Consider the following 20624-nt stretch of genomic DNA (forward strand, 5'->3'; position numbering starts at 1 on the left):
TGGACCGGTCAGCCGCGGAAGCCGACCAGGCCGTGCAGTGTCGAGCCGCGGGCGGACGTCGACGCCGCCTTCGCGGTCAGCGGCTTGGGATCGGGCAGCTTCGGGCAGACCGCGTCGATCTCCCGTCCGCTGCGCGGCACCGTACCGCTCGACAGGTAGTTCGCGAGGTACTTGTCCAGGCAGGCGTTCCCGCTCAGCGTGATGCCGTGGTTGCCGCCGCCCTGCTCGACCACGAAGCTCGAGCCGGCCAGCAGCCGGTGGACCGTCAGACCGCCCACGTACGGCGTCGCCGCGTCGTTGGTCGCCTGGAACAGCAGCACCGGGGGCAGCTTGCCGTTGGCGACGTTGACGGGCCGCAGCGAGTCCGTCGGCCAGAACGCGCACGGCGCGTTGTACCAGGCGTTGTTCCAGGCCATGAACGGCGCCCGCTCGTAGACCCGCCAGTTGTCCTTGCGCCACTGGTTCCAGTCCCGCGGCCAGGAGGCGTCACGGCACTGCACCGAGGTGTAGATGCTGTAGCCGTTGTCCCCGGACGCGTCCACGGCGGCGAAGTTCTCGTACGCCTCCACCAGCGGATCGGCGTTCTTGTCGTTCACATAGGCCGCGAACGCCTGCGCCAGGTAGGGCCAGTAGCCGTTGTAGTAGCCGCCGGGAATGAAGGTGTCCTCCAGTTCCGAGGCGCCCACCTTGCCGTCGGCCGGCTTCTTCGCGAGCGCCCTGCGCATCGCGTACCACTTGGCCTCGATCTTCTCCGGGTCGGTGCCCAGCTTGTACGTCGCGTTGTACTTGGCGATCCAGGACATCAGCGCCCGGTGCCGGTCGTTGAAGGCGTAGTCCTGCCCGATGTTGTCCTCGTACCAGACGCCGGTCGGGTCGACGATCGAGTCCAGGACCAGGCGCTTGACGCGCTGCGGGAACAGCTTGGCGTAGACCGCGCCGAGGTAGGTGCCGTACGAGTAGCCGAAGTAGCTGGTCTTCCGGGCGCCCAGCGCCGCGCGGATGGAGTCCATGTCCCGCACGGCCTGGATGGTGTTGATGTACGGCAGCAGGTCCGCGTACTTCTTTCCGCAGGACGCCGCGAAGGACTTGGCGCGCTGCAGGTTGGCCTTCTCCAGGACCGGGGTGCTCGGCACCGAGTCCGGGCGCACCGGGTTGAAGTAGCCGGGCTCGCAGTCGAGGGCGGGCTTGCTCTTGCCCACCCCGCGCGGGTCGAAGCCGATGACGTCGTACTGGGCGGCGACCGCCTTGGGCAGCGAGGTCGCGACGAACCCGGCGAGCGTGAGGCCGCTGCCGCCGGGGCCGCCGGGGTTGACCAGCAGCGGGCCCTGGCTCGTCCTGGCGGTGTGCCGCACGCGGGAGAGGGCGAGCGTGATCTGCCGTCCGTAGGGATCGCGGTGGTCGAGCGGCACCTTGAGGGACGCGCACTGGAGCGTCGGATAGTCGGGGGTGCCGCAGTTCTTCCAGGTGAGCTTCGCCGCCGGAGCGGTGTCGGCGGTTCTGGCCGCGCTGGCGTCGGCGGGGACGGCCGTGACGGTCCCGGCCACGACGACCGCGGCGCCGCACAGCACGGCTGCGCGTTTTCTCATGGGGTCCTCCCAGGACGGAGGGTTTCGGGCCGCGCGTCTCACGGTCCTCGCCGCATCGTCCCGGAAAGCAGTCCCGGAAGAACTCGTTCTGGCAATACTTGACCCGATCGGGTCGGCGGATGCGCTCGAATGCTCTCAGATCAGCGTGAGTTGGGTCGGTTCGGACATCCCCGGTTCGGGCATCTCCGGTGCGGCGGGCTCGGGCGGACGGATCCGCCGCGGCATCCCCGCCCGCGCGGGTCCGATCCCGTACTCCTGGGCCAGCTCGTGCACCTGACGGGTGATCCGGCGCTGGTACCACTTCGGCGCGTAGGCGCCGTCGGCGTACAGGCGCTCGTAGCGGCGCACCAGCTGCGGGTGATGGTGGGTCAGCCAGGCCATGAACCACTCCCGCGCGCCGGGGCGCAAGTGCAGTACCAGGGGCGTGACGGAGGTGGCGCCGGAGGCCGCGATCGCACGCACGGTGGCGCGCAGCTGGGCTGGGTGGTCGCTCAGGAACGGGATCACCGGGGCCATCAGGACACCGCAGCCGATGCCGTGCTCGGCGAGCGTGCGCACGACGTCCAGGCGGCGCTCCGGTGCCGGCGTGCCGGGCTCCACCGTCCGCCACAGCACGGGGTCGGTGAAGCCGACCGAGACGGAGATGCCGACGTCCGTCACCTGGGAGGCCTGCACCAGCAGATCCAGGTCGCGCAGGATCAGCGTGCCCTTCGTCAGGATCGAGAAGGGGTTGGCGTGGTCGCGCAGGGCGGACAGGATGCCCGGCATCAGACGGTAGCGGCCCTCGGCGCGCTGGTAGCAGTCGACGTTGGTGCCCATCGCGATGTGCTCGCCGTGCCAGCGGGGCGAGGCCAGCTGGCGGCGCAGCAGCTCCGGGGCGTTGACCTTGACCACGATCTGCGAGTCGAAGTCCAGGCCCGAGTCGAGGTCCAGGTAGGTGTGCGTCTTGCGGGCGAAGCAGTACACGCACGCGTGCGAGCAGCCGCGATAGGGGTTGATCGTCCACTCGAAGGGCATGCGCGAGGCGCCCGGCACCCGGTTGATGATCGAACGGGCCCGCACCTCGTGGAAGGTGATCCCGCGGAACTCGGGCGTGTCGAAGGTACGGCTGACCACGGCGTCCGCGCCGAACAGCGCGGCGTCGGCCGCCCGGCTGTGGCCGCCGGACTCCACGGTGAGGTTCTCCCAGCGCATGACGCCTCCTCGGTAGCACCTGCCCCAGCAGTGAAACACCTGTTCGATTTCCAGTGCAAGTGCTGTTTTCCGATCGCTTCGCACGCCCGGGAGATCGCTTCGTACACCTCTGCGGCACCCCGATTTGGGGGGCCGTGGGCGGGGGTGGTTGGCTTGCCCCAACCCCGAGAGAGCAAGTCCTGGAGGAAACCGATGGCGCAGGTCGAGGCCACTACGGAGCGGGTCGTCGCGGCGGACGCGGAGAAGGTGTTCGACGCCCTCGCCGACTACCGCGACACGCGCGCGAAGCTGCTGCCCGAGCACTTCAGCGAGTACGAGGTGCGCGAGGGCGGCGACGGTGAGGGCACCCTCGTCCACTGGAAGCTCCAGGCGACCAGCAAGCGGGTGCGCGACTGCCTCCTGGACGTCAGCGAGCCCACCGACGGTCAGCTGGTGGAGAAGGACCGCAACTCCTCCATGGTCACCACCTGGACGGTCACCCCGGCCGGCGAGGGCACGTCCCGCGTGGTCGTCACCTCCGTCTGGAACGGCGCCGGCGGCATCGGCGGCTTCTTCGAGAGGACCTTCGCGCCCAAGGGCCTCGGCCGGATCTACGACGCCGTGCTCGCCCGGCTGGCCACCGAGACCGAGAAGTAAGTCCCGCGGAATCCGCGGGCGTTGACCGCCCTCACCGGTTCGAGTGGATCTCGGTGTGCCAGGCCGGCCTGCCGTAACTCGTCGCGCCTGCCCGTAGTTGTCGCCCCAGGCGGCAATGGTGCGGCAGGCGCGACGAGGGGAGCGGCACGTGGGCGGGACGACTCTGGTGCAGGACGGACCCGACGTGGTTCCCGCCGAGAGCCACGTCCCCGCACCCGTCGCCGGCGTCCACCTCACCCCGCGCCGGGTGCGGCTGGTCTTCCTCGGGCTGATGCCGGCGCTGCTCCTCGCCGCGCCGGAGCAGATGATCGTCGCCACCGCGCTCCCGAAGATCGTCGGCGAGCTGCACGGCCTGGACCGGATGTCCTGGGCGATCACCGCCTATCTGCTGACGGCCACGGTCGGACTGCCGGTCTACGGCAAGCTCGGCGACCTGCTGGGCCGCAAGGGCGTCTTCCAGTTCGCCATCGTCGTCTTCGTGATCGGCGCCGCCCTCGCGGGACGGGCGCGGACGATGGACCAGCTGATCGCCTTCCGCGCCGTCCAGGGCGTCGGCGCGGGCGGGCTCATGACCGGCGTCCAGGCGATCATCGCCGACATCGTGCCGCCCCGGCGGCACGGCCGGTTCATGGGGCTGATCGGCGCGGCTCGCGCGAGGGCGGCTATGTGATCACCGAGCTGGTGGCCGGGGAGTACACGCTCGCCGCGAGCGCCCCCGCCTTCCGCCCGGCGGCGCGCCCCGTCACCGTCCAGGCCGCCCGGGAGACCCGCCAGGACATCGAACTCGCGGGGGGCGCCGTGCTCAGGGGGACCGTGCGCGCGGGCGGTGGAAGGCCGGTCGAGGACGCGCGGGTGACGCTGCTCGACGCGGCGGGCAACGTCGTCGACACCCTCACCACCGGACCCGACGGAACGTTTCGGTTCGTGGATCTGTCCTCCGGCGAGTACACCGTCATCGCCGCGGGTTACCCGCCGGTCGCCACCGTGCTCCAGGTGGCCGGCGGCGGACGGACCGAGCGTGACCTGCAACTGGGGCACGAGGACTGACGGCAGCCCGGCGTGCGCCCGGCGCGCGGAGACGGTCGCGGAAGACCAATTCCCGCGTTGGCGCACATCACCACCAGGCGGAGCCGTACGGTGGAGTAGGCGGCAGATCTTGCGGAGCCGTGGGGAGAGAGGGCCTGGGCCATGGAACATGGCAGCGACCGTGGCACCGAGAGGGACACGCCTCCCAGCCACGGAGCGGGGAACGGCGCGGTGGCGGAGCACGCCCCGGCCGGCCGCATCCCGCTGGCCGTGGTCGTGGTGGACCGCTCCGGACTGGTCTCCCACTGGAGCACGGGCGCACGGCGGCTGTTCGGCGTCCCCAAGGAGGAGGCGATCGGCCGCCCGGCGGTCGATCTGCTGCCCGTGTCCGGAGTGCTGCCCGAGGAGGACGAGGTCCTGTCCTACGGGGCGTACTCGGCCTACGACGGCCTCGGTCCCGGCCTGGAGTCCTCCCTCGACGGCGGGCTGTCCTACCCGGCGGCCGGCCGCGCGCGGCTGACCGTCCCCGAGCGAAGCGAGAGGGGGGCACCCCCGCCCGGAGGGTGGGGGAGTGACCGCGTCGACGTGCTGTGGTGGGCGTACCCCCTGGTGGGGCCGGGGGAGGAGCGGCTGCTGGTGCTGGCCGCCGACACCGCCGGTCTGCGCCCGGATGAGTCCGACGGTACCGACGGGGCCGACGACGACATGGCCTTCGAGCGGATCGCCCCCGCCTTCGCCCTGCACACCGACTTCCCCGGCGCGGAGGAACTGGCCCGCAGGCTGCCCGAGATCCTGCCCAGCATGAGCGTCGACGAAGGCGCCCGCATCGTCGCGCAGGTGCTCGAACTGGGCTACCCCGTCCTGGAGTTCAGCCAGAACGACCGGGTTCCCGTCACCCCCGACTGGGGCGTGCCCCGGCGCGCCGAGCGCAGGGCCCGCCGCGAGCGGGCCGCACAGGCCGCCGCCGAGGGCCTGCCGGTACCGCGGGAACTCACCGACGAGGGCGAGGACCTGGAGTACGCGGCCGTCCGCGAGCACCTGGAGTTCCTCAACGAGGTCAGCGGACGCATCGGCACCTCCCTCGACCTGTCGCACACCATCATCGAGGTCAGCAAGGCCGTCGTCCCCCGCTTCACGGATGTCGCCGGCACCTATCTGCGCGAACAGGTCGTCGCGGGCGAGGGTTTCCCCGAGGGCGTGCCCGACACCACCACCATGTGGCACCGGGTGGCCGTCGAGCACACCGACGAACCCGGCCGCTGGGACGACGTCGTCCCCGTCGGCGAGGCCATGCCCTTCCCCGCGCACACGCCGTTCTTCCAGTGCATGACCACCGGCGAGCCCGTCCTGGTGCCCCGCATCAGCGAGGCGATGGGCCACGCCATCGCCTCCCAGTTCGAGAAGCGCGACATCCGGCCGCTGATCAACAACCGCTCCATGCTGGTCGTCCCGCTGAAGGCGCGCAACGTCGTCCTCGGCTTCATGATCCTGCTGCGCCACCCGGAGCGCGCCGAGTTCAACGACATGGACCGGGTCACCGGCGCCGAACTCGCCGCCCGCGCGGGCCTCGTGCTCGACAACGCGCGCATGTACACCTACCAGGAGAGCGTCGCCGAGACCCTCCAGGACAGCATGCTGCCGCACATCCCGCCGCGCATGGCGGGCTGCGACATCGCCACCCGCTATCTGCCCGGCACGCTCCTCGGGCGCGTCGGCGGCGACTGGTTCGACTCGGTCAAGCTGCCCGGCGCCCGCACCGCCCTGGTCGTCGGCGACGTCATGGGTCACGGGCTCAACTCGGCCGCCATGATGGGCCAGTTGCGCACGGCCGTACAGACCATGGCCGCCCTCGACCTGCCGCCCGCCCAACTGCTGCGCAACCTCGACGACCTCGCCCAGCGCCTCGGCGACTCCTACCTCGCGACCTGTCTCTACGCCGTCTACGACCCGATCGCCGGCGAGCTGCACATCGCCAACGCGGGCCACATCCCGCCCGTGCTGGTCCGCGCCGAGGACGGCCGCAGTGAGCTGCTCGACCTGCCGACCGGCGCGCCCATCGGCGTCGGCGGGGTGCCCTTCGAGGCGGTACGCGTGCGCGTGGAGCCCGGCGACCGGATCGTGATGTGCACCGACGGACTGGTCGAGGTGCGCGGCGAGGACATCGGTGTCGGCCTGGCGACGCTCAGCGAGTCCGCCGCCCACCCGGCCGCCTCCATGGACGACGCCTGCGACGCGATCATCCGCGCCCTCAACACACGCGGCGGGCGCAAGGACGACGTCGCCCTGCTGATGGCGCGGCTCAACGGCATCGACGAGGACGACGTGGCCGAGTGGCGCTTCGCCCTCGACCCGGCCGAGGTGGCACGCGCGCGTGCCGCGGTCCGGGAGCGACTGCACGAGTGGGGGCTGCCGAAACTCGCCGACAACGCCGAGCTGATGGTCAGCGAGCTGGTCACCAACGCCGTACGGCACTCCCACAGCAGGCCCGTCGAGCTGCGGCTGGTGCGGGGCGACACCCTGCTGTGCGAGGTGGACGACGACGACCACGAGCTGCCGACCCTGCTGAGCGCGGGCGCCACCGAAGCGCTCGGGCGCGGACTGCGGGTGGTCACCACCCTGGCCCGGGAGTGGGGCACCAGCCGGACGAAGGACGGCAAGACCGTCTGGTTCGAACTCGGCCTGCCGCGGCGCTGAGTCCCGAGCGCGCGCGAGGGGCGCGCGAGGCGCGCGGGGGCGTACGCATATCGAATGCGGCGTGAAGGTGTGCGCCACGCGCTTGTAGCGCCGATCCGGGCGCGATAGACCGTACTGGCCCGTCACTTGAGGCGGTTCGGCGTCGTACCCTGGGGAGTTCGGCATGAGCGTGACGAGTCGGTACCGGGAGGCCTGGGAGGGCTTCTGGAGAGAGGCCCCCGACGAACAGGGGGCCGTGTTCTGGGACGCGGATCCGGCCGTGACGGCCGGTGTCCATGTGACCCTTTTCGAACCGCACCTGGCCGATCCCGGCCTTGCGCTGGTGGACCTCGGCTGTGGCAACGGCACCCAGACCCGGTTCCTCGCCGGGCGTTTCCCGCGGGTCGTGGGCGCCGACCTGTCCGAGGCCGCCGTCGAGCACGCCCGGCGCGCCGACCCCGCCGGACAGGCGAGCTACCGGGTGCTCGACATTGTCGAGAAGAGCGAGACGCAGGCCCTGCACGCCGAACTCGGCGACGTCAACGTCTACCTGCGGGGCGTCCTCCACCAGGCCGATCCGGACGACCGGCAGTCGATGGCGGACGGCATAGCCACGCTCCTCGGCGAGCGGGGCCGGCTCTTCCTGGTCGAACTCTCCGAGGAGGCCAAGCCCGTTCTGCTGGGTCTCGCACAGGGCCCGTCCGGGCCGCCGCCCAAGCTCGCGCCCATCTTCCGGCACGGCATCGCCCCAGGCGAGGTCGCCGACGACGCCGTGCCCGAGTACCTGCGCGCGGCCGGCCTCACGGTCCTGGCCGCCGGTCAACTCCCGCTGACCACCACGGAGTCGGCCCCGGACGGCACCCGTATCGAACTGCCGTCGAAGTGGCTGGTGGCGGGCCGCACGAGCTGACGGTACGAGAGGCAGGGGCGGGCAGCGAGGTCGGCGCGCCCGCCCCACGCCGCCGTGACCCGCTGACCCAGCGCCGCGAACGGCTTCGTCCAACAGGGCCGCCAGATCGAGGCCGCGGTTCAGGGCGACGTCCGGACAGTCCAGGGCGGCGGTCGCCCGCACCGACTGGGCGAGCGTCGGCCGCCCGTTCCCCGCCCGCCTCGGCCGGCGCCGGGCGGCAGCTGTATTGCTGCTCCGGGTGCCGTGCGCACCGCGGGCACCCACCCGGACCGGATCGCCGCCGCGGCCGGCTTCCACGGCGCGTACCTCGCGACTGGCGGACGCCGGCGGCGGTGCGGGCCTTGGATTGGCGGTCGATCTGTTCGGCGGGGTTGGTGGCGTCCTGGTCGGCGTGGCCGAAGCAGAGGTCCGCGGTGACGCGGTCGGCGAGCAGGTGGGGACTGTCCGGGGCCTCGGTTTCGCCCAGGCCGACACGGCGATGTACGGCGCCGAGGCCACACAGCGGCACTGGGCCGCTGCCGGAGCTGTTCGACCGCGCCCCGTGACCGGGTTCATGGCCTCGCCCGCTCCCGGCGCGTAACGTGGCCCTTCATGAAGATCCTGATCAGCGCCGACATGGAGGGTGCCACGGGAGTGACGTGGCCCGACGACGTGATGCCGGGGGCGTCCCAGTGGGAGCGGTGCCGTTCGCTGTTCACCTCGGACGTCAATGCCGCGGTGCTGGGCTTCTTCGACGGCGGCGCGGACGAGGTGCTCATCAACGAGGCGCACTCGACGATGCGCAACCTGCTGCTCGAACACCTCGACGAGCGGGCCGAGATGCTCACCGGGCGGCACAAGTCGCTGTCCATGGTGGAGGGTGTGCAGCACGGGGACGTCGACGGGATCGCCTTCGTGGGCTACCACGCCGGAGCGGGGATGGAGGGGGTGCTCGCGCACACCTATCTCGCCAACTCCGTCACCGGCGTCTGGCTGAACGACGTCCGGGCCAGCGAGGGGCTGCTGAACGCGCACGTCGTCGCCGAGTACGGCGTGCCGGTCGTCCTCGTCACCGGTGACGACGTGGCCTGCGAGGACGCCCTCGGGTACGCGCCGGAGGCGTTGAAGGTCGCCGTGAAGGACCATGTCTCGCGGTACGCGGCGGTGTGCCGTACCCCGGCCAGGACCGCCGCGGACATCCGGGCCGCCGCCAAGGAGGCCGCACGGCTGGCGGTGCGTCAGGAACCCGTGCAGGCAGGGCCTTTCACGATCGCGGTCGAGTTCGACGCCGAGCATCTCGCGATGGCCGCCACCGTCGTGCCGGGAGTGGACCGGATCGGGGAGCGGAAGGTGGCGTACACCAGCGCGACGATGTATGAGGGCATCCGTACCTTCAAGGCGGTCACCACGATCGTCTCGGCCGCCGTGGAGGAGCAGTATGGCTGACGAACGGGCACTGGACGAGGTCGTGCGGTTCACCTCCGACCTCATCCGCGTCGACACCAGCAACAAGGGCGGCGGGGACTGCCGGGAGCGGCCCGCCGCCGAGTACGCGGCCGAGCAGCTGGCGGGGGCCGGACTGGCGCCGGTGCTGCTGGAGCGGACCAAGGGGCGGACCAACGTCGTCGCCCGTGTCGAGGGGACCGATCCGTCCGCCGACGCGCTGCTCGTGCACGGTCATCTGGACGTCGTACCCGCCCGCGCCGGGGACTGGAGCGTGCATCCCTTCTCGGGGGAGGTCCGCGACGGGGTCGTGTGGGGGCGCGGCGCCGTCGACATGAAGAACATGGACGCGATGATCCTGGCCGTCGTGCGGGACTGGGCGCGAGGCGGCGTGCGGCCCCGGCGGGACATCGTGGTCGCGTTCACCGCCGACGAGGAGGACAGCGCCCGGGACGGCTCCGCCTTTCTCGCCGACAAGCACGCGGGCCTCTTCGAGGGATGCACCGAAGGCGTCGGCGAGTCGGGGGCGTTCACCTTCCACGACGGCGACGGGCGGCAGATCTACCCGATCGCGGCCGGTGAACGGGGCACCGCCTGGCTGAAGCTCACCGCGCGCGGACGCGCCGGACACGGCTCCAAGGTGAACCGGGAGAACGCGGTCACCCGGCTGTCCGCGGCGATCACCCGTATCGGCGCGTACGAGTGGCCGGCGCGGCTGACCCCGACCGTGCGCGCCGCCCTCGACGAACTGGCCGCGCTCCACGGCATCGAGGACGGCCACGAGGACGTCGACCGGCTGCTGGAGAAGCTCGGGCCCGCCGCCGGGCTGGTCGAGTCGACCGTCCGCAACAGCGCCAACCCGACCGTGCTGGACGCCGGTTACAAGGTCAACGTCATCCCGGGCGAGGCCGTCGCCTACGTCGACGGACGGTATCTCTTCGGCGCCGAGGACGAGTTCCGCGCCACCCTCGACCGGCTCACCGGGCCGGACGTCGACTGGGAGTTCCACCATCGGTCGATCGCCCTCCAGGCGCCCCTGGACACGCCCACGTTCGCGAGGATGCGGGCGGCCGTCGAGGAGTTCGCGCCCGAGGGGCACGTGGTGCCGTACTGCATGTCCGGCGGCACCGACGCCAAGGAGTTCTCGCGCCTCGGCATCACCGGCTACGGCTTCACCCCGCTGAAGCTCCCCGAGGGCTACGACTACCAGGCGATGTTCCACGGCGTCGACGAGCGCGTCCCCGTCGAGGCACTGCACTTCGGAGTCCGGGTACTCGACCGGTTCCTGCGGACGGCGTGATCGGACTTGGGGGAGAACGTGCACACCCTGCCCTACGGCTCCTGGCCCTCGCCCATCGACGCGGCCCTCGCCGCCGCGCACGACGGGCGCCCCGATTACGTCGGCTTCGTCGGCGACGAGGCGTGGTGGACCGAGCCGAGACCTGGCGAGGGCGGCCGGCGCACCCTCGTGCGGCGGCGCGTCGACGGCCGGGAGGAGTCCGTCCTGCCCGCACCGTGGAACGTCCGCAGCCGCGTCATCGAGTACGGCGGCCACCCCTGGGCCGGCGCCGTGGTGGACGGCCGGCCCGTCGTGGTGTTCGTGAACTTCGCCGACCAGCGGCTGTATCGCTGCGCACCCGGCGGCGAACCGAGCCCGTTGACCCCCGTCTCCCTCGTCGGCGGCGGACTGCGCTGGGCGGAGCCGCAGTTGCTGCCGGAGCGCGGTGAAGTGTGGGCCGTACTGGAGGAGTTCACCGGCGACGGATCCACCGACGTACGCCGCGTCCTGGCCGCCGTGCCGCTCGACGGGTCGGCCGCGCAGGACCGGGGTGCCGTGCGCGAACTCACCGACGAGCGGCACCGGTTCGTCACCGGGCCCAGGCTGTCCCCCGACGGCCGCAGCGCCGCATGGCTCGCCTGGGACCACCCGCGCATGCCCTGGGACGGCACCGAGCTGATCGTCGCCGGGGTCGGCGAGGACGGCACCCTGCACGGACCGCGGACGGTCGCCGGCGGGCCCGAGGAGTCGATCGCGCAGGTCGACTGGGCGGCCGACGGCTCCCTGCTGTACGCGAGCGATCGCACCGGCTGGTGGAACCTGTACCGCGACGACGTACCCGTGTGCCCGCGCGAGGAGGAGTTCGGCGGGCCGCTGTGGAAGCTCGGCAGCCGCTGGTTCGCGCCGCTGCAGACCGGGCTGATCGCCGTCGTGCACGGCCGGGGCGCAGGAGCGCTCGGGATCCTGGATCCGGAGACCGGCGAGGTGGTGGACGCTGCGGGCCCCTGGACGGAGTTCGCCCCCACGCTCGCGGTGCACGGCGAGCGAAGCGAGATGGGCGTCCCCCCGCCCGAAGGGTGGGGGAGGGTCGTCGGCGTCGGCGCCAGTCCGCGCAGCGGGTACGAGGTGGTCGAGCTGGACGCGGTCACCGGCCGGGCGCGGGTCGTCGGCGCCGGGCACCAGGACGCCGTGGACCCCGCCCACTACCCGGAACCGCAGATCCGCACCTTCACCGGACCCGACGGACGCGACATCCACGCCCACATCTACCCGCCGCACAACCCGGGGTGCGTCCCGCCCGCCGACGAGCTGCCGCCCTACGTCGTGTGGGCGCACGGCGGTCCCACCAGCCGGGCGCCGCTCGTGCTCGACCTGGAGATCGCCTACTTCACCTCCCGGGGCATCGGTGTCGCCGAGGTCGACTACGGCGGCTCGACCGGGCACGGCCGGGAGTACCGGGAGCGGCTGCGCGAGCAGTGGGGCGTGGTCGACGTCGAGGACTGCGCGGCCGTCGCCCTCGCGCTCGCCGACGAGGGCACCGCCGACCGCGACCGGCTCGCCGTCCGCGGCGGGAGCGCCGGTGGCTGGACCGCCGCCTCCTCGCTCGCCCGGACCGACGTCTACGCCTGCGGCACGATCCTCTACCCGGTCCTGGACCTCGCCTCCTGGGGCGACGGGGAGACCCACGACTTCGAGTCGCAGTACCTGGAGTCCCTGATCGGGCCGCGCGCGGAGGTGCCGGGACGGTACACGCAGCGGTCGCCGCTGGAGCACGCCGACCGGATCGCCGTGCCGTTCCTGCTGCTGCAGGGCCTGGACGACGTGATCTGCCCGCCCGCGCAGTGCGAACGGTTCCTGGAGCGGATGCGGGGACGGCGGGTGCCGCACGCCTACATCGCCTTCGCGGGGGAGGGGCACGGATTCCGCCGGGCCGAGACCATGATCCGGGTCCTGGAGTCCGAACTCTCCCTCTATGCCCAGGTCTTCGGGCTCGACCCGAGCGGCGTCCCGACCCTGGAGCTGTCGGAGTGAGCGAAACCGTACGAGAACTCCGGCGCCCGCCCCGGCTCGCCCCCGGTGCCCGCGTCGCCGTAGTGGCACCCGCCGGGCCCGTGCCGGAGGAGCGGGTGCAGGCCGGGCTCGACGTGCTGCGCGGCTGGGACCTCGACCCGGTCGTGGCGCCCCATGTCCTCGACCGGCACGGGCAGTTGGGGTATCTCGCGGGAACGGACGCGGACCGGGCCGCCGATCTGCAGAACGCCTGGTGCGACCCGTCGGTGGACGCGGTGCTGTGCGCGCGGGGCGGGTACGGGGCGCAGCGCACGGCCGACCTGCTGGACTGGGAGGCGATGCGGGCCGCCGGGCCGAAGGTGTTCGTGGGCTTCAGCGACATCACGGCGCTGCACCAGGCGTTCGCCACCCGGCTGGGCCTGGTCACCCTGCACGGGCCGGCCGCCGCGGGCGTCGACTTCGTGAAGAACGCGCGGGCGCAGGAGCACCTCAGGGCTACGCTTCTCGCCCCGGAGACGGTCACGACGATCGCCTCCCGAGGCACCGCCCTGGTCCCGGGCCGGGCCCGGGGGGTGACCCTCGGCGGCTGTCTGAGCCTGCTCGCCTCCGACCTCGGGACGCCCCACGCGCGCGCGGGCGCCCGGGGCGGGCTGCTGATGATCGAGGACGTGGGGGAAGCGCCGTACCGGATCGACCGGATGCTCACCCAGCTGCTGCGCGGCGGCTGGCTCGACGGCGTCCGGGGCGTCGCGCTCGGGTCCTGGACGCGGTGCGGTCTCTACGACGAGGTGCGCGCGGTGCTCGTCGACCGGCTCGGCGGTCTCGGCGTCCCGGTGGCGGAGGAGTTCGGGTTCGGCCACTGCGAAGGGGCGCTGACCCTCCCCTTCGGCGTGGCCGCCGAGCTCGACGCGGACGCGGGCGCGCTGACGCTGGCCGAACCGGCCCTGGGCTGAGCCGTCCACGCCGTAGGCTGGCGGAATGCCACACGCTTCCCGCTACCTCGCCGAAGGCCCCCGCGTGGGGATACGCCACTTCACCTACGAGGACGGCGCCGAGTTCACGGCCCGCGCGCGCGAGAGCAAGGACCTGCACCACCCCTGGCTGTTCCCGCCGGACGGCCCGGACGCGTACGCCGCCTACGCGGGCCGGCTGATCGAGGACCCGACCAAGGCCGGATTCCTGGTCTGCGAGAAGGACGGCGAGCACGGCGACGGCGCGATCGCCGGGTTCATCAACATCAACAACATCGTCCAGGGCGGCTTCCAGTGCGGGGCGCTCGGCTACGGCGCCTTCGCGCACGCCGTCGGACGGGGCCTGATGCGGGAGGGGCTGAACCTCGTCGTCGGGTACGCCTTCGGCCCGATGCGGCTGCACCGGCTGGAGATCAACGCCCAGCCGCTGAACGCCGGGTCGATCGCCCTGGCCCGCAGCTGCGGCTTCCGACTGGAGGGCTTCTCCCCGAAGATGATCTACATTGACGGCGCCTGGCGCGACCACGAGCGCTGGGCGGTCACCGCCGAGATGCGGGCTTGACGTTGATCTTCATCTACGACCCCGACCTGGATCCGGAGGCGACGGCGGGCGCGCTGCTCACCGATGTCGTCGTGTCCGCCTTTGCGGAATCCTGACCGGTACCTCCCCTGGCCAGCTCCCCGGTGAGCGGCTTCCATGGTGATCGTGACGACGATCCGACGTGAGGTACTGACCCTGCCCGCAGCGGAACTGGGCCCGGACAACCCGCTGCCCCCACTGCGGCCGCTCCACGAGGTTCATCGCATCGACGACCGGGACCGCGACGACCTGCCCCGGGACTTGGCCCGGCAGGCCGGATACGGGCCGCTGCGCGGCATCCTGCCGGTCCGGGTCCGGGACGGGTACGGCCGTTCGCGCCGACCCGGCGGGATCGACGCCCTCGTGATCGAGAACGACCGTCTGCGCGCCATCGTCCTGCCCGGCCTCGGCGGCCGGCTCGCCTCCCTGATCCACAAGCCCACCGAGCGCGAACTCCTCTACCGCAACCCGGTGTTCCAGCCCGCGAATTTCGCCCTCAACGGCGCCTGGTTCTCCGGCGGCGTCGAATGGAACATCGGCGCCACCGGCCACACCACGCTCGCCTGCTCCCCCCTGCACGCGGCCCGTGTCCCGGCCCCGGACGGCACCGAGATGCTCCGCCTGTGGGAGTGGGAACGCCTGCGCGACCTGCCCTTCCAGGTCGACCTCTGGCTCCCGGACGGCTCCGACTTCCTGTACGTCGGCGTCCGCGTCCGCAACCCGCACGAGCGGCCCGTGCCCACGTACTGGTGGTCCAACGTCGCGGTGCCGGAGGAGCGCCGGATCCTGGTCCCGGCGGAGGAGGCGTGGCGGTTCGGGTACGAGCGGCGGCTGCGCAGGGTGCCCGCGCCCTCGAACGCCGAGATCCGGCAGCACCCCCACGCGGCCGACTACTTCTACGACCTGCCCGACACGCGGCGCCGCTGGATCGCCGCCCTCGACGAGGACGGGCACGGGCTCGTGCAGACCTCCACCGACGGGCTGCGCGGACGCAAGCTGTTCCTCTGGGGACAGGGCCCCGGCGGACGCCGCTGGCAGCGGTGGCTCACCGAACCCGGCACGGGCGGCTATCTCGAGATCCAGGCCGGACTCGCCCGAACCCAGCTGGAGCACGTACGGCTGGATCCGGAGAGCGAGCTGTCGTGGCTGGAGGCGTACGGCCCGCTGAGCTCCCCGGAGGCGGCCGACGCGGCGGAGGCCCGGCTGGAGGCCGCCCTGCCGCGCGCCGAGGTCGACGCCGCGTACGCCGCCTGGAAGCCGTACGCCGACGCCGAACCCGGCGAGGTCCTCGCCACCGGATCCGGCTGGGGCGCTCTCGAAGTGCTGCGCGCCGACTGGAAGTTGCCCGGCACACCCTTCGACGAGGACACCCTCGGCGAGGCCCAGGCGCCCTGGCTGCACCTGCTGCGCGCCGGGTCCTTCCCCGAGCCGCGGCGGGTGCGGCCGCCCGGCGAGACGCTGGTCGCCCCGCACTGGCGGGACATGCTGGAGACCGCGCCCGCGACCCCGCTCACCGAGTACCACCTGGGCGTCGCGCAGTGGCACGCCGGCGACCGGGCGCAGGCCGTGCGCAGCTGGGAGCGGGCCCTCGAACTCGCCCCGTCGCTCTGGCCGTTGCTGCGCTGCCTCGCCGTCGCCGACCAGGAGGACGGATACCACGAGCGGGCCGCCGACCGGTACGCCGAGGCCTTCGACGACCTGTGCCACGAACGGCGCGACAACGGCGAGTCGTGGACGGCGGCCACCGCGGCGCTGGGCCGCGAGGCCATCGACGCGCTGCTCGCCGTACGCCGTACCGACCAGGCGCGCTCGGTGTGGGAACGGCTGCACCCGGGGACGCGGGAGCGTGGCCGGTTCCGGCTGACCGAGGCGCAGTTGCTGCTCGCGGAGGGGCGCCCCGAGGAGGCGCTGGACGTCTTCCGGGCCGGCTTCGAGGTCGCCGACCTGCGCGAGGGCGCGGAGTCGATCGGCCGTCTGTGGGCGCGGCTGACCGACGAGCCGCTGCCCGCGCACTACGACTTCCGGATGCGGCCGGCGGAGAGCTGAGAATCGGGACCCGGGCCGGGGCTACGCGTTGCGGTCCACGTACTCGTACACCGTGCCGTCCGGGTGCATCGCGATCAGATTGCGGCCCCCCGGGGTCGTCACCGGGCCCGCGACGATGTGGGCGCCGAGCTCCGTCAGCACCCGGTGGGCCTCCTCGACGTCCTTGACGGCGATCGTCGCGGCGACCTTGCGCAGCGCCTCCAGCTCGGACTCGGGCCCGCTCATCAGCAGGAAGCAGCCGACCGCGGCCGCCTGCACCCCACCGCGTTCGAAACGGAGGGCTCTGCTGCCCGCGAGCCGCTCGTAGAACGGCACCGCCCTCTCCAGGTCGTCGACGCAGATCCGCAGCGTGGCTCCCAGAATGTCCATGCCCAAGAGCCTAGTTGGGGCGGCGGGAGGAGGTGATCCGTTCCCCTGATCACCGGCGCCGTCCCCGGCGGCTTCCCGCCTGCGAGGCGTTATGCGTACGTCCGTACGGGTACCCGGTGGCCATGGAAGGCTTGGATCATCTGGAGCATCTGGACAAGCACCTGGTCGACGAGCTGGCGCAGGTGGCACGCGAGACGGTGCGTGACGAACTGCGCGAACAGACTCGCAAGCAGCGCCGTACGGCCATGCTGTACGCCGCCTCCGGAGCCGTCGCCCTGTACGCGGGCGCGGCCGTCGCCCTCGCGGTGGGCCTGGCCCTGGCCATCGGTCTGCCCGACTGGGCCGCCGCATTGATCACCGCGGCCATCCTCGGCATCGTCGCCTACGTCCTGCGCGGCATGGCCCACCCCTCCGGGTCCCGGCCGACGCCGGAGCGCGAGGCCGAGCTGACGGCCGCCGCCCAGGGCGACCGGGCGTTCGGCGCGCCGGTCACCCCGCCGACCGGGGGCGGAGCGCCCGTTCCGCCGATGCCGCCCGTCGCGCCAGGTGGCGCGGCCGGAGCGGCCGGCGCCCCTGTCGTGGGCGAACCCGGCACCGGAACGGGCTCCCCGGCGCCGCGCCAGGACGATATCGACCCCGAGCTGCCGCACCACCGGGCGTGATGCGTGGTGCCTAAGCGCTGGGGACTGCCGGTACCGGGCGGCCGCAGGGCCGTCGTCGTGACCGGGGCCAGCGGCGGTGTGGGCCGGGCCACGGCGGTGGCCTTCGGTGCGAAGGGCGACCGGGTCGCCCTGCTGGCCCGGGGACGCGAGGGCCTGGCCGGGGCCGCCGACGAGGTGCGGCGCGCCGGGGGCGAGGCCCTCGTCCTGCCCGTGGACATGTCCGACGCGAAGGCCGTCGACGACGCGGCCCAGCAGGTCGCCGACACGTTCGGACAGATCGACGTCTGGGTCAACAACGCGTTCACCGGGGTGTTCGCACCGGTTACCGAGATCACGGCGGACGAGTTCCGCCGGGTGACCGAAGTGACGTACCTGGGTTACGTGTTCGGCACCCGGGCCGCGCTGCGGCACATGCTGCCGCGGGACCGGGGCACCATCGTGCAGGTCGGTTCCGCGCTCGCCTACCGCGGGATCCCGCTGCAGTCGGCGTACTGCGGGGCCAAGCACGCCATCCAGGGGTTCAACGAGTCGCTGCGGTGCGAACTGCTGCACAGCGGCACCGGCGTCCGTACCACGATGGTGCAGATGCCCGGGCTCAACACCCCCCAGTTCGACTGGGTGTTGAACCGGATGCCGGGCAAGGCCCGGCCCGTCGCGCCGGTCTACCAGCCGGAGGTGGCGGCGCGGGCGATCCTGCACGCGGCCTCGCACGGACGGCGGCGCGAGTACTGGGTCGGCGGATCCACGGTGGCCACCCTGCTCGCCAACGCGGTGGCGCCCGGGATCCTGGACCGCTATCTGGCGCGGACCGCGTTCGACTCCCAGCAGGAGGAGGGCGAGCACGGCGGGCCGAGCAATCTGTGGGCGCCGGTGGACGGAGCGCACGGGCGGGACTTCGGGACGCACGGGCGCTTCGACGACGAGGCGGTCGACGACAGTCCGCAGGACTGGGTGTCCCGCAACCGGTCCCGGATGGGCGCCGGGCTGGTGGTCGCGGGCCTGGGCGCGGCGGTGACCACCGGACTGCGCCGCCGCGGCCGTCAGGGCTGACCTGCACACGGATCACCGTCAGCCGCACGGATCACCGTCAGCCCACCCGGTAGTCCTCCACCTCCTCGGTGCGCAACGTCAGACCGTGGCCCACCCCGCACAGCGGCCGCACCGTTCCGCCCGTCGGGTCCAGGGCGCCGTCGAAGAACATGTCCTCTATGCGGACGTGGTCGTGGAACCACTCCATGTGCCGGATGTTGGGCAGCGCGGCGGCCGCCGCCGCGTGGGCGTGCGGGGCGCAGTGGGTGGAGACCTCCAGCCCGTGGGCCTGGGCCAGGGCGGCGGCACGCAGGAACTCGGTGATGCCGCCGCAGCGCGTGGCGTCGATCTGCAGACAGTCGACGGCGCCGGCCGCGATCATCCGGGCGAAGTACTGCAGGTCGTAGCCGTACTCGCCCGCCGTCACGTCGACGACCAGCGCGTCCCGGACCAGCCGCAGACCCGTCAGGTCGTCCGAGGACACCGGTTCCTCGAACCAGCCCACCCCGTGCTCGGCGAGCGCGTGGCCGACCCGTACCGCCTGTTTGCGGGTGTAGGCGCCGTTGGCGTCGACGTACAACTCGGCCTCTTCGCCGATGATGTGGCGGGCGGCCTGGACACGGGCCAGGTCGCGCGGGACCGCCCGTCCCCAGCTCTCCCCGATCTTGATCTTGACGCGCGGGATCTGCTGGCCGTGCACCCAGCCGCCGAGCTGCGCCGCGAGATGCGTGTCGTGGTACGTGGTGAACCCGCCGCTGCCGTAGACCGGGACCCGCTCGTGGCAGACACCGAGGACACGGGCGAGGGGGAGTTCCAGCAGGCGGGCCTTGAGGTCCCACAGGGCGATGTCGAGCGCCGAGACGGCGCCCCCCGCGACGCCCTGCCGGCCCGCGTTGCGCACCGAACGGCACATCGCGTCGTGCACGGCGGGGATGTCGAACGGGTCCCGCCCCTCGACCAGCGGGGCGAGGTCGTCGCGCAGGAAGTCACCGACCGCCGGCGGGCCGTACGTCCAGCCCGTGCCGGTCGCGTCGCCCGCGCTCACCTCGGCGATCACCACGGTCGTGGAGTCCCAGGCCAGCGTGCCGTCGGCCTCGGGCGCGTCGGTCGGCACCGTGTAGACGGAGACGACGGGCCGGTGGAGTTTCATCGCCGCTTCCCCCGGGTCAGGACTGCTGGAGCTGCGGCAGCACCTTCGTGCGGTAGAAGTCGAAGAAGCCGCGCAGGTCGGGGCCGATCTGGTTGACGTAGACGCGATCGAAGCCGGCGTCGGCGAACTGCCGCAGTTCGGCGACGTGTTCGTCGACGTCGTCGCCGCACACCCGGTTCTCGCGCACCATGTCCTCGGTGATCAGCTGCTGCGCCTGCTCGAAGTGCCTGGGGGAGGGCAGGACCTGGCTCAGCTCGCCGGGCAGCTGCTCGTTCGCCCACAGCCGGTGCACGGTCCGTACCGCCTCGTCCCTGTCGAGGTCGTAGCAGACCTTGGTGCCGCCGCTGACCGGCTTCCCGCCGCCCCCGCCCTTGCGGTACCGCTCCACCATGGAGGGGTCCGGCATCATCGTGATGTAGCCGTCGCCGACCCGGGACGCCAGCCGGGTGGCGGCCGGTCCGAAGCCGGAGATGTCGATCGGCACGGGCTCGTCGGGGACGGTGTACAGGCGGGCGTTCTCCACCGTGTAGTGCGGGCCGTGGTGGTTGACCTCCTCGCCGGTGAACAGCCGGCGCATCACCTGGATCGCCTCCTCCAGCATCTCCAGGCGCACATGGGCGGGCGGCCAGTGGTCGCCGAGGATGTGCTCGTTGAGCGCCTCGCCCGAGCCGAGGCCCAGCCGGAAGGCGCCGTCGGTCATCACCGCGCTGGTCGCCGCGGCCTGCGCCACCACCGCCGGGTGCATCCGCACGGTCGGGCAGGTCACGGCCGTCTCGACCGGCAGCGACACGGCCTCGGACAGCGCGCCGATCACCGACCAGACGAACGGGCTCTGGCCCTGCTCGTCGTTCCACGGGTGGTAGTGGTCCGAGATCCACAGCGCCTGGAACCCGGCCTGTTCGGCCATCCGCGCCTGCTCGATCAGCTCGGCGGGACCGTACTGCTCGCACGAGAGGAAGTAACCGTACTCGGGCATGGGGATGGTGCCTCCGCGACGTCGGCGGTTGGTGTCCCGGGCCGGGTACCCGGCGGCCGGAGGGGAAACCGGCGCACGTTTGGCGACCCTGACCCAGGGGGACGC

At 72.6% G+C, this 20624-nt stretch carries 16 protein-coding genes and 3 pseudogenes; 13 read left to right on the forward strand and 6 right to left on the reverse strand.

What is annotated here, in order from left to right; genetic code table 11:
* Positions 1–8: 8 nt before the first annotated feature.
* The gene (locus ABZ453_RS21125) at positions 9–1586 is read right to left on the reverse strand and encodes an alpha/beta hydrolase (protein ID WP_359016468.1); all 1578 of its coding nucleotides are present in this window, start codon (positions 1584–1586) and stop codon (positions 9–11) included.
* Positions 1587–1721: 135 nt separating this feature from the next.
* Positions 1722–2780 (reverse strand): Rv2578c family radical SAM protein, encoded by a 1059-nt coding sequence (locus ABZ453_RS21130; RefSeq protein ID WP_356760882.1) that lies wholly within the window; start codon positions 2778–2780, stop codon positions 1722–1724.
* A 192-nt stretch (positions 2781–2972) separates the two neighbouring features.
* Between ABZ453_RS21130 and ABZ453_RS21135 the strand changes: the two genes are divergently transcribed.
* From ABZ453_RS21135 to ABZ453_RS21155, 5 genes and pseudogenes are all read left to right on the forward strand, one after another.
* Positions 2973–3416 carry an SRPBCC family protein gene (locus tag ABZ453_RS21135; RefSeq protein ID WP_359016471.1) on the forward strand — a complete coding sequence of 148 codons (444 nt, stop codon included), beginning with the start codon at positions 2973–2975 and terminating at the stop codon, positions 3414–3416.
* Positions 3417–3564: 148 nt separating this feature from the next.
* Positions 3565–4463, forward strand: a pseudogene (locus ABZ453_RS21140) (MFS transporter).
* A 141-nt stretch (positions 4464–4604) separates the two neighbouring features.
* A complete protein-coding gene (locus ABZ453_RS21145) occupies positions 4605–7136 on the forward strand; it encodes a SpoIIE family protein phosphatase (RefSeq protein ID WP_359016473.1) in 2532 nt (843 codons plus the stop codon).
* Between the two features lie 163 nt (positions 7137–7299).
* On the forward strand, positions 7300–8025 hold the full coding sequence (locus ABZ453_RS21150; RefSeq protein ID WP_359016475.1) for a class I SAM-dependent methyltransferase: 726 nt from the start codon (positions 7300–7302) through the stop codon (positions 8023–8025).
* 216 nt (positions 8026–8241) lie between these two features.
* Positions 8242–8340: pseudogene (locus tag ABZ453_RS21155) on the forward strand (dienelactone hydrolase family protein); the annotation flags it as partial.
* A 1-nt stretch (position 8341) separates the two neighbouring features.
* On the opposite strand, the pseudogene ABZ453_RS21160 reads toward ABZ453_RS21155, so the two are convergent.
* Positions 8342–8482, reverse strand: a pseudogene (locus ABZ453_RS21160) (dienelactone hydrolase family protein); the annotation flags it as partial.
* Between the two features lie 134 nt (positions 8483–8616).
* Here ABZ453_RS21160 and ABZ453_RS21165 point away from each other — a divergent pair.
* The 6 genes from ABZ453_RS21165 to ABZ453_RS21190 all read left to right on the forward strand — a co-directional run bounded on the left by ABZ453_RS21165 (position 8617) and on the right by ABZ453_RS21190 (position 16333).
* Entirely contained in the window at positions 8617–9450 is an 834-nt protein-coding gene (locus ABZ453_RS21165; protein WP_133041832.1) for a M55 family metallopeptidase, read from the forward strand.
* Entirely contained in the window at positions 9443–10747 is a 1305-nt protein-coding gene (locus tag ABZ453_RS21170) for a M20/M25/M40 family metallo-hydrolase (RefSeq protein ID WP_359016478.1), read from the forward strand. Before ABZ453_RS21165 ends, ABZ453_RS21170 begins: the two co-directional genes overlap by 8 nt.
* Positions 10748–10765: 18 nt before the next feature.
* Positions 10766–12757, forward strand: coding sequence for a prolyl oligopeptidase family serine peptidase (locus ABZ453_RS21175; RefSeq protein ID WP_359016480.1), 1992 nt, complete (start codon positions 10766–10768; stop codon positions 12755–12757).
* A complete protein-coding gene (locus ABZ453_RS21180; RefSeq protein WP_359016482.1) occupies positions 12754–13689 on the forward strand; it encodes an LD-carboxypeptidase in 936 nt (311 codons plus the stop codon). Before ABZ453_RS21175 ends, ABZ453_RS21180 begins: the two co-directional genes overlap by 4 nt.
* A 25-nt stretch (positions 13690–13714) precedes the next feature.
* On the forward strand, positions 13715–14269 hold the full coding sequence (locus ABZ453_RS21185; RefSeq protein WP_359016484.1) for a GNAT family protein: 555 nt from the start codon (positions 13715–13717) through the stop codon (positions 14267–14269).
* A gap of 135 nt (positions 14270–14404) precedes the next feature.
* Positions 14405–16333 carry a DUF5107 domain-containing protein gene (locus ABZ453_RS21190; RefSeq protein WP_359016486.1) on the forward strand — a complete coding sequence of 643 codons (1929 nt, stop codon included), beginning with the start codon at positions 14405–14407 and terminating at the stop codon, positions 16331–16333.
* 21 nt (positions 16334–16354) lie between these two features.
* Here the strand turns inward: ABZ453_RS21190 and ABZ453_RS21195 are convergent, their stop codons facing one another.
* Positions 16355–16702: a VOC family protein gene (locus ABZ453_RS21195; RefSeq protein ID WP_359016488.1), complete on the reverse strand. Its 348-nt coding sequence runs from the start codon at positions 16700–16702 to the stop codon at positions 16355–16357.
* A gap of 122 nt (positions 16703–16824) precedes the next feature.
* Here ABZ453_RS21195 and ABZ453_RS21200 point away from each other — a divergent pair, with 122 nt between their 5' ends.
* Together ABZ453_RS21200 and ABZ453_RS21205 are read left to right on the forward strand one after the other, a co-directional pair.
* A complete protein-coding gene (locus ABZ453_RS21200) occupies positions 16825–17364 on the forward strand; it encodes a phage holin family protein (protein WP_356760861.1) in 540 nt (179 codons plus the stop codon).
* Between the two features lie 24 nt (positions 17365–17388).
* Positions 17389–18414, forward strand: a complete 1026-nt coding sequence (locus ABZ453_RS21205) for an SDR family oxidoreductase (RefSeq protein WP_359016550.1) — start codon at positions 17389–17391, stop codon at positions 18412–18414.
* A 37-nt stretch (positions 18415–18451) separates the two neighbouring features.
* Here the strand turns inward: ABZ453_RS21205 and ABZ453_RS21210 are convergent, their stop codons facing one another.
* Together ABZ453_RS21210 and ABZ453_RS21215 are read right to left on the reverse strand one after the other, a co-directional pair.
* Positions 18452–19543, reverse strand: a complete 1092-nt coding sequence (locus ABZ453_RS21210) for an enolase C-terminal domain-like protein (protein WP_359016491.1) — start codon at positions 19541–19543, stop codon at positions 18452–18454.
* 16 nt (positions 19544–19559) lie between these two features.
* On the reverse strand, positions 19560–20519 hold the full coding sequence (locus ABZ453_RS21215; protein WP_359016493.1) for an LLM class F420-dependent oxidoreductase: 960 nt from the start codon (positions 20517–20519) through the stop codon (positions 19560–19562).
* Between the last annotated feature and the right edge of the window lie 105 nt (positions 20520–20624).

The sequence above is a fragment of the Streptomyces sp. NPDC005799 genome (assembly GCF_040630525.1).
GTDB lineage: Bacteria > Actinomycetota > Actinomycetes > Streptomycetales > Streptomycetaceae > Streptomyces > Streptomyces griseorubiginosus_B.

Bases quoted from the DNA above. Each gene is read 5' to 3' on its own strand.
- ABZ453_RS21170 (WP_359016478.1), top strand. From the start codon at position 9,443: ATGGCTGACGAACGGGCACTGGACGAGGTCGTGCGGTTCACCTCCGAC.
- ABZ453_RS21215 (WP_359016493.1), bottom strand. From the start codon at position 20,519: ATGCCCGAGTACGGTTACTTCCTCTCGTGCGAGCAGTACGGTCCCGCC.
- ABZ453_RS21130 (WP_356760882.1), bottom strand. From the start codon at position 2,780: ATGCGCTGGGAGAACCTCACCGTGGAGTCCGGCGGCCACAGCCGGGCG.
- ABZ453_RS21185 (WP_359016484.1), top strand. From the start codon at position 13,715: ATGCCACACGCTTCCCGCTACCTCGCCGAAGGCCCCCGCGTGGGGATA.
- ABZ453_RS21200 (WP_356760861.1), top strand. From the start codon at position 16,825: ATGGAAGGCTTGGATCATCTGGAGCATCTGGACAAGCACCTGGTCGAC.
- ABZ453_RS21195 (WP_359016488.1), bottom strand. From the start codon at position 16,702: ATGGACATTCTGGGAGCCACGCTGCGGATCTGCGTCGACGACCTGGAG.
- ABZ453_RS21125 (WP_359016468.1), bottom strand. From the start codon at position 1,586: ATGAGAAAACGCGCAGCCGTGCTGTGCGGCGCCGCGGTCGTCGTGGCC.
- ABZ453_RS21135 (WP_359016471.1), top strand. From the start codon at position 2,973: ATGGCGCAGGTCGAGGCCACTACGGAGCGGGTCGTCGCGGCGGACGCG.
- ABZ453_RS21190 (WP_359016486.1), top strand. From the start codon at position 14,405: ATGGTGATCGTGACGACGATCCGACGTGAGGTACTGACCCTGCCCGCA.
- ABZ453_RS21145 (WP_359016473.1), top strand. From the start codon at position 4,605: ATGGAACATGGCAGCGACCGTGGCACCGAGAGGGACACGCCTCCCAGC.
- ABZ453_RS21165 (WP_133041832.1), top strand. From the start codon at position 8,617: ATGAAGATCCTGATCAGCGCCGACATGGAGGGTGCCACGGGAGTGACG.
- ABZ453_RS21150 (WP_359016475.1), top strand. From the start codon at position 7,300: ATGAGCGTGACGAGTCGGTACCGGGAGGCCTGGGAGGGCTTCTGGAGA.
- ABZ453_RS21210 (WP_359016491.1), bottom strand. From the start codon at position 19,543: ATGAAACTCCACCGGCCCGTCGTCTCCGTCTACACGGTGCCGACCGAC.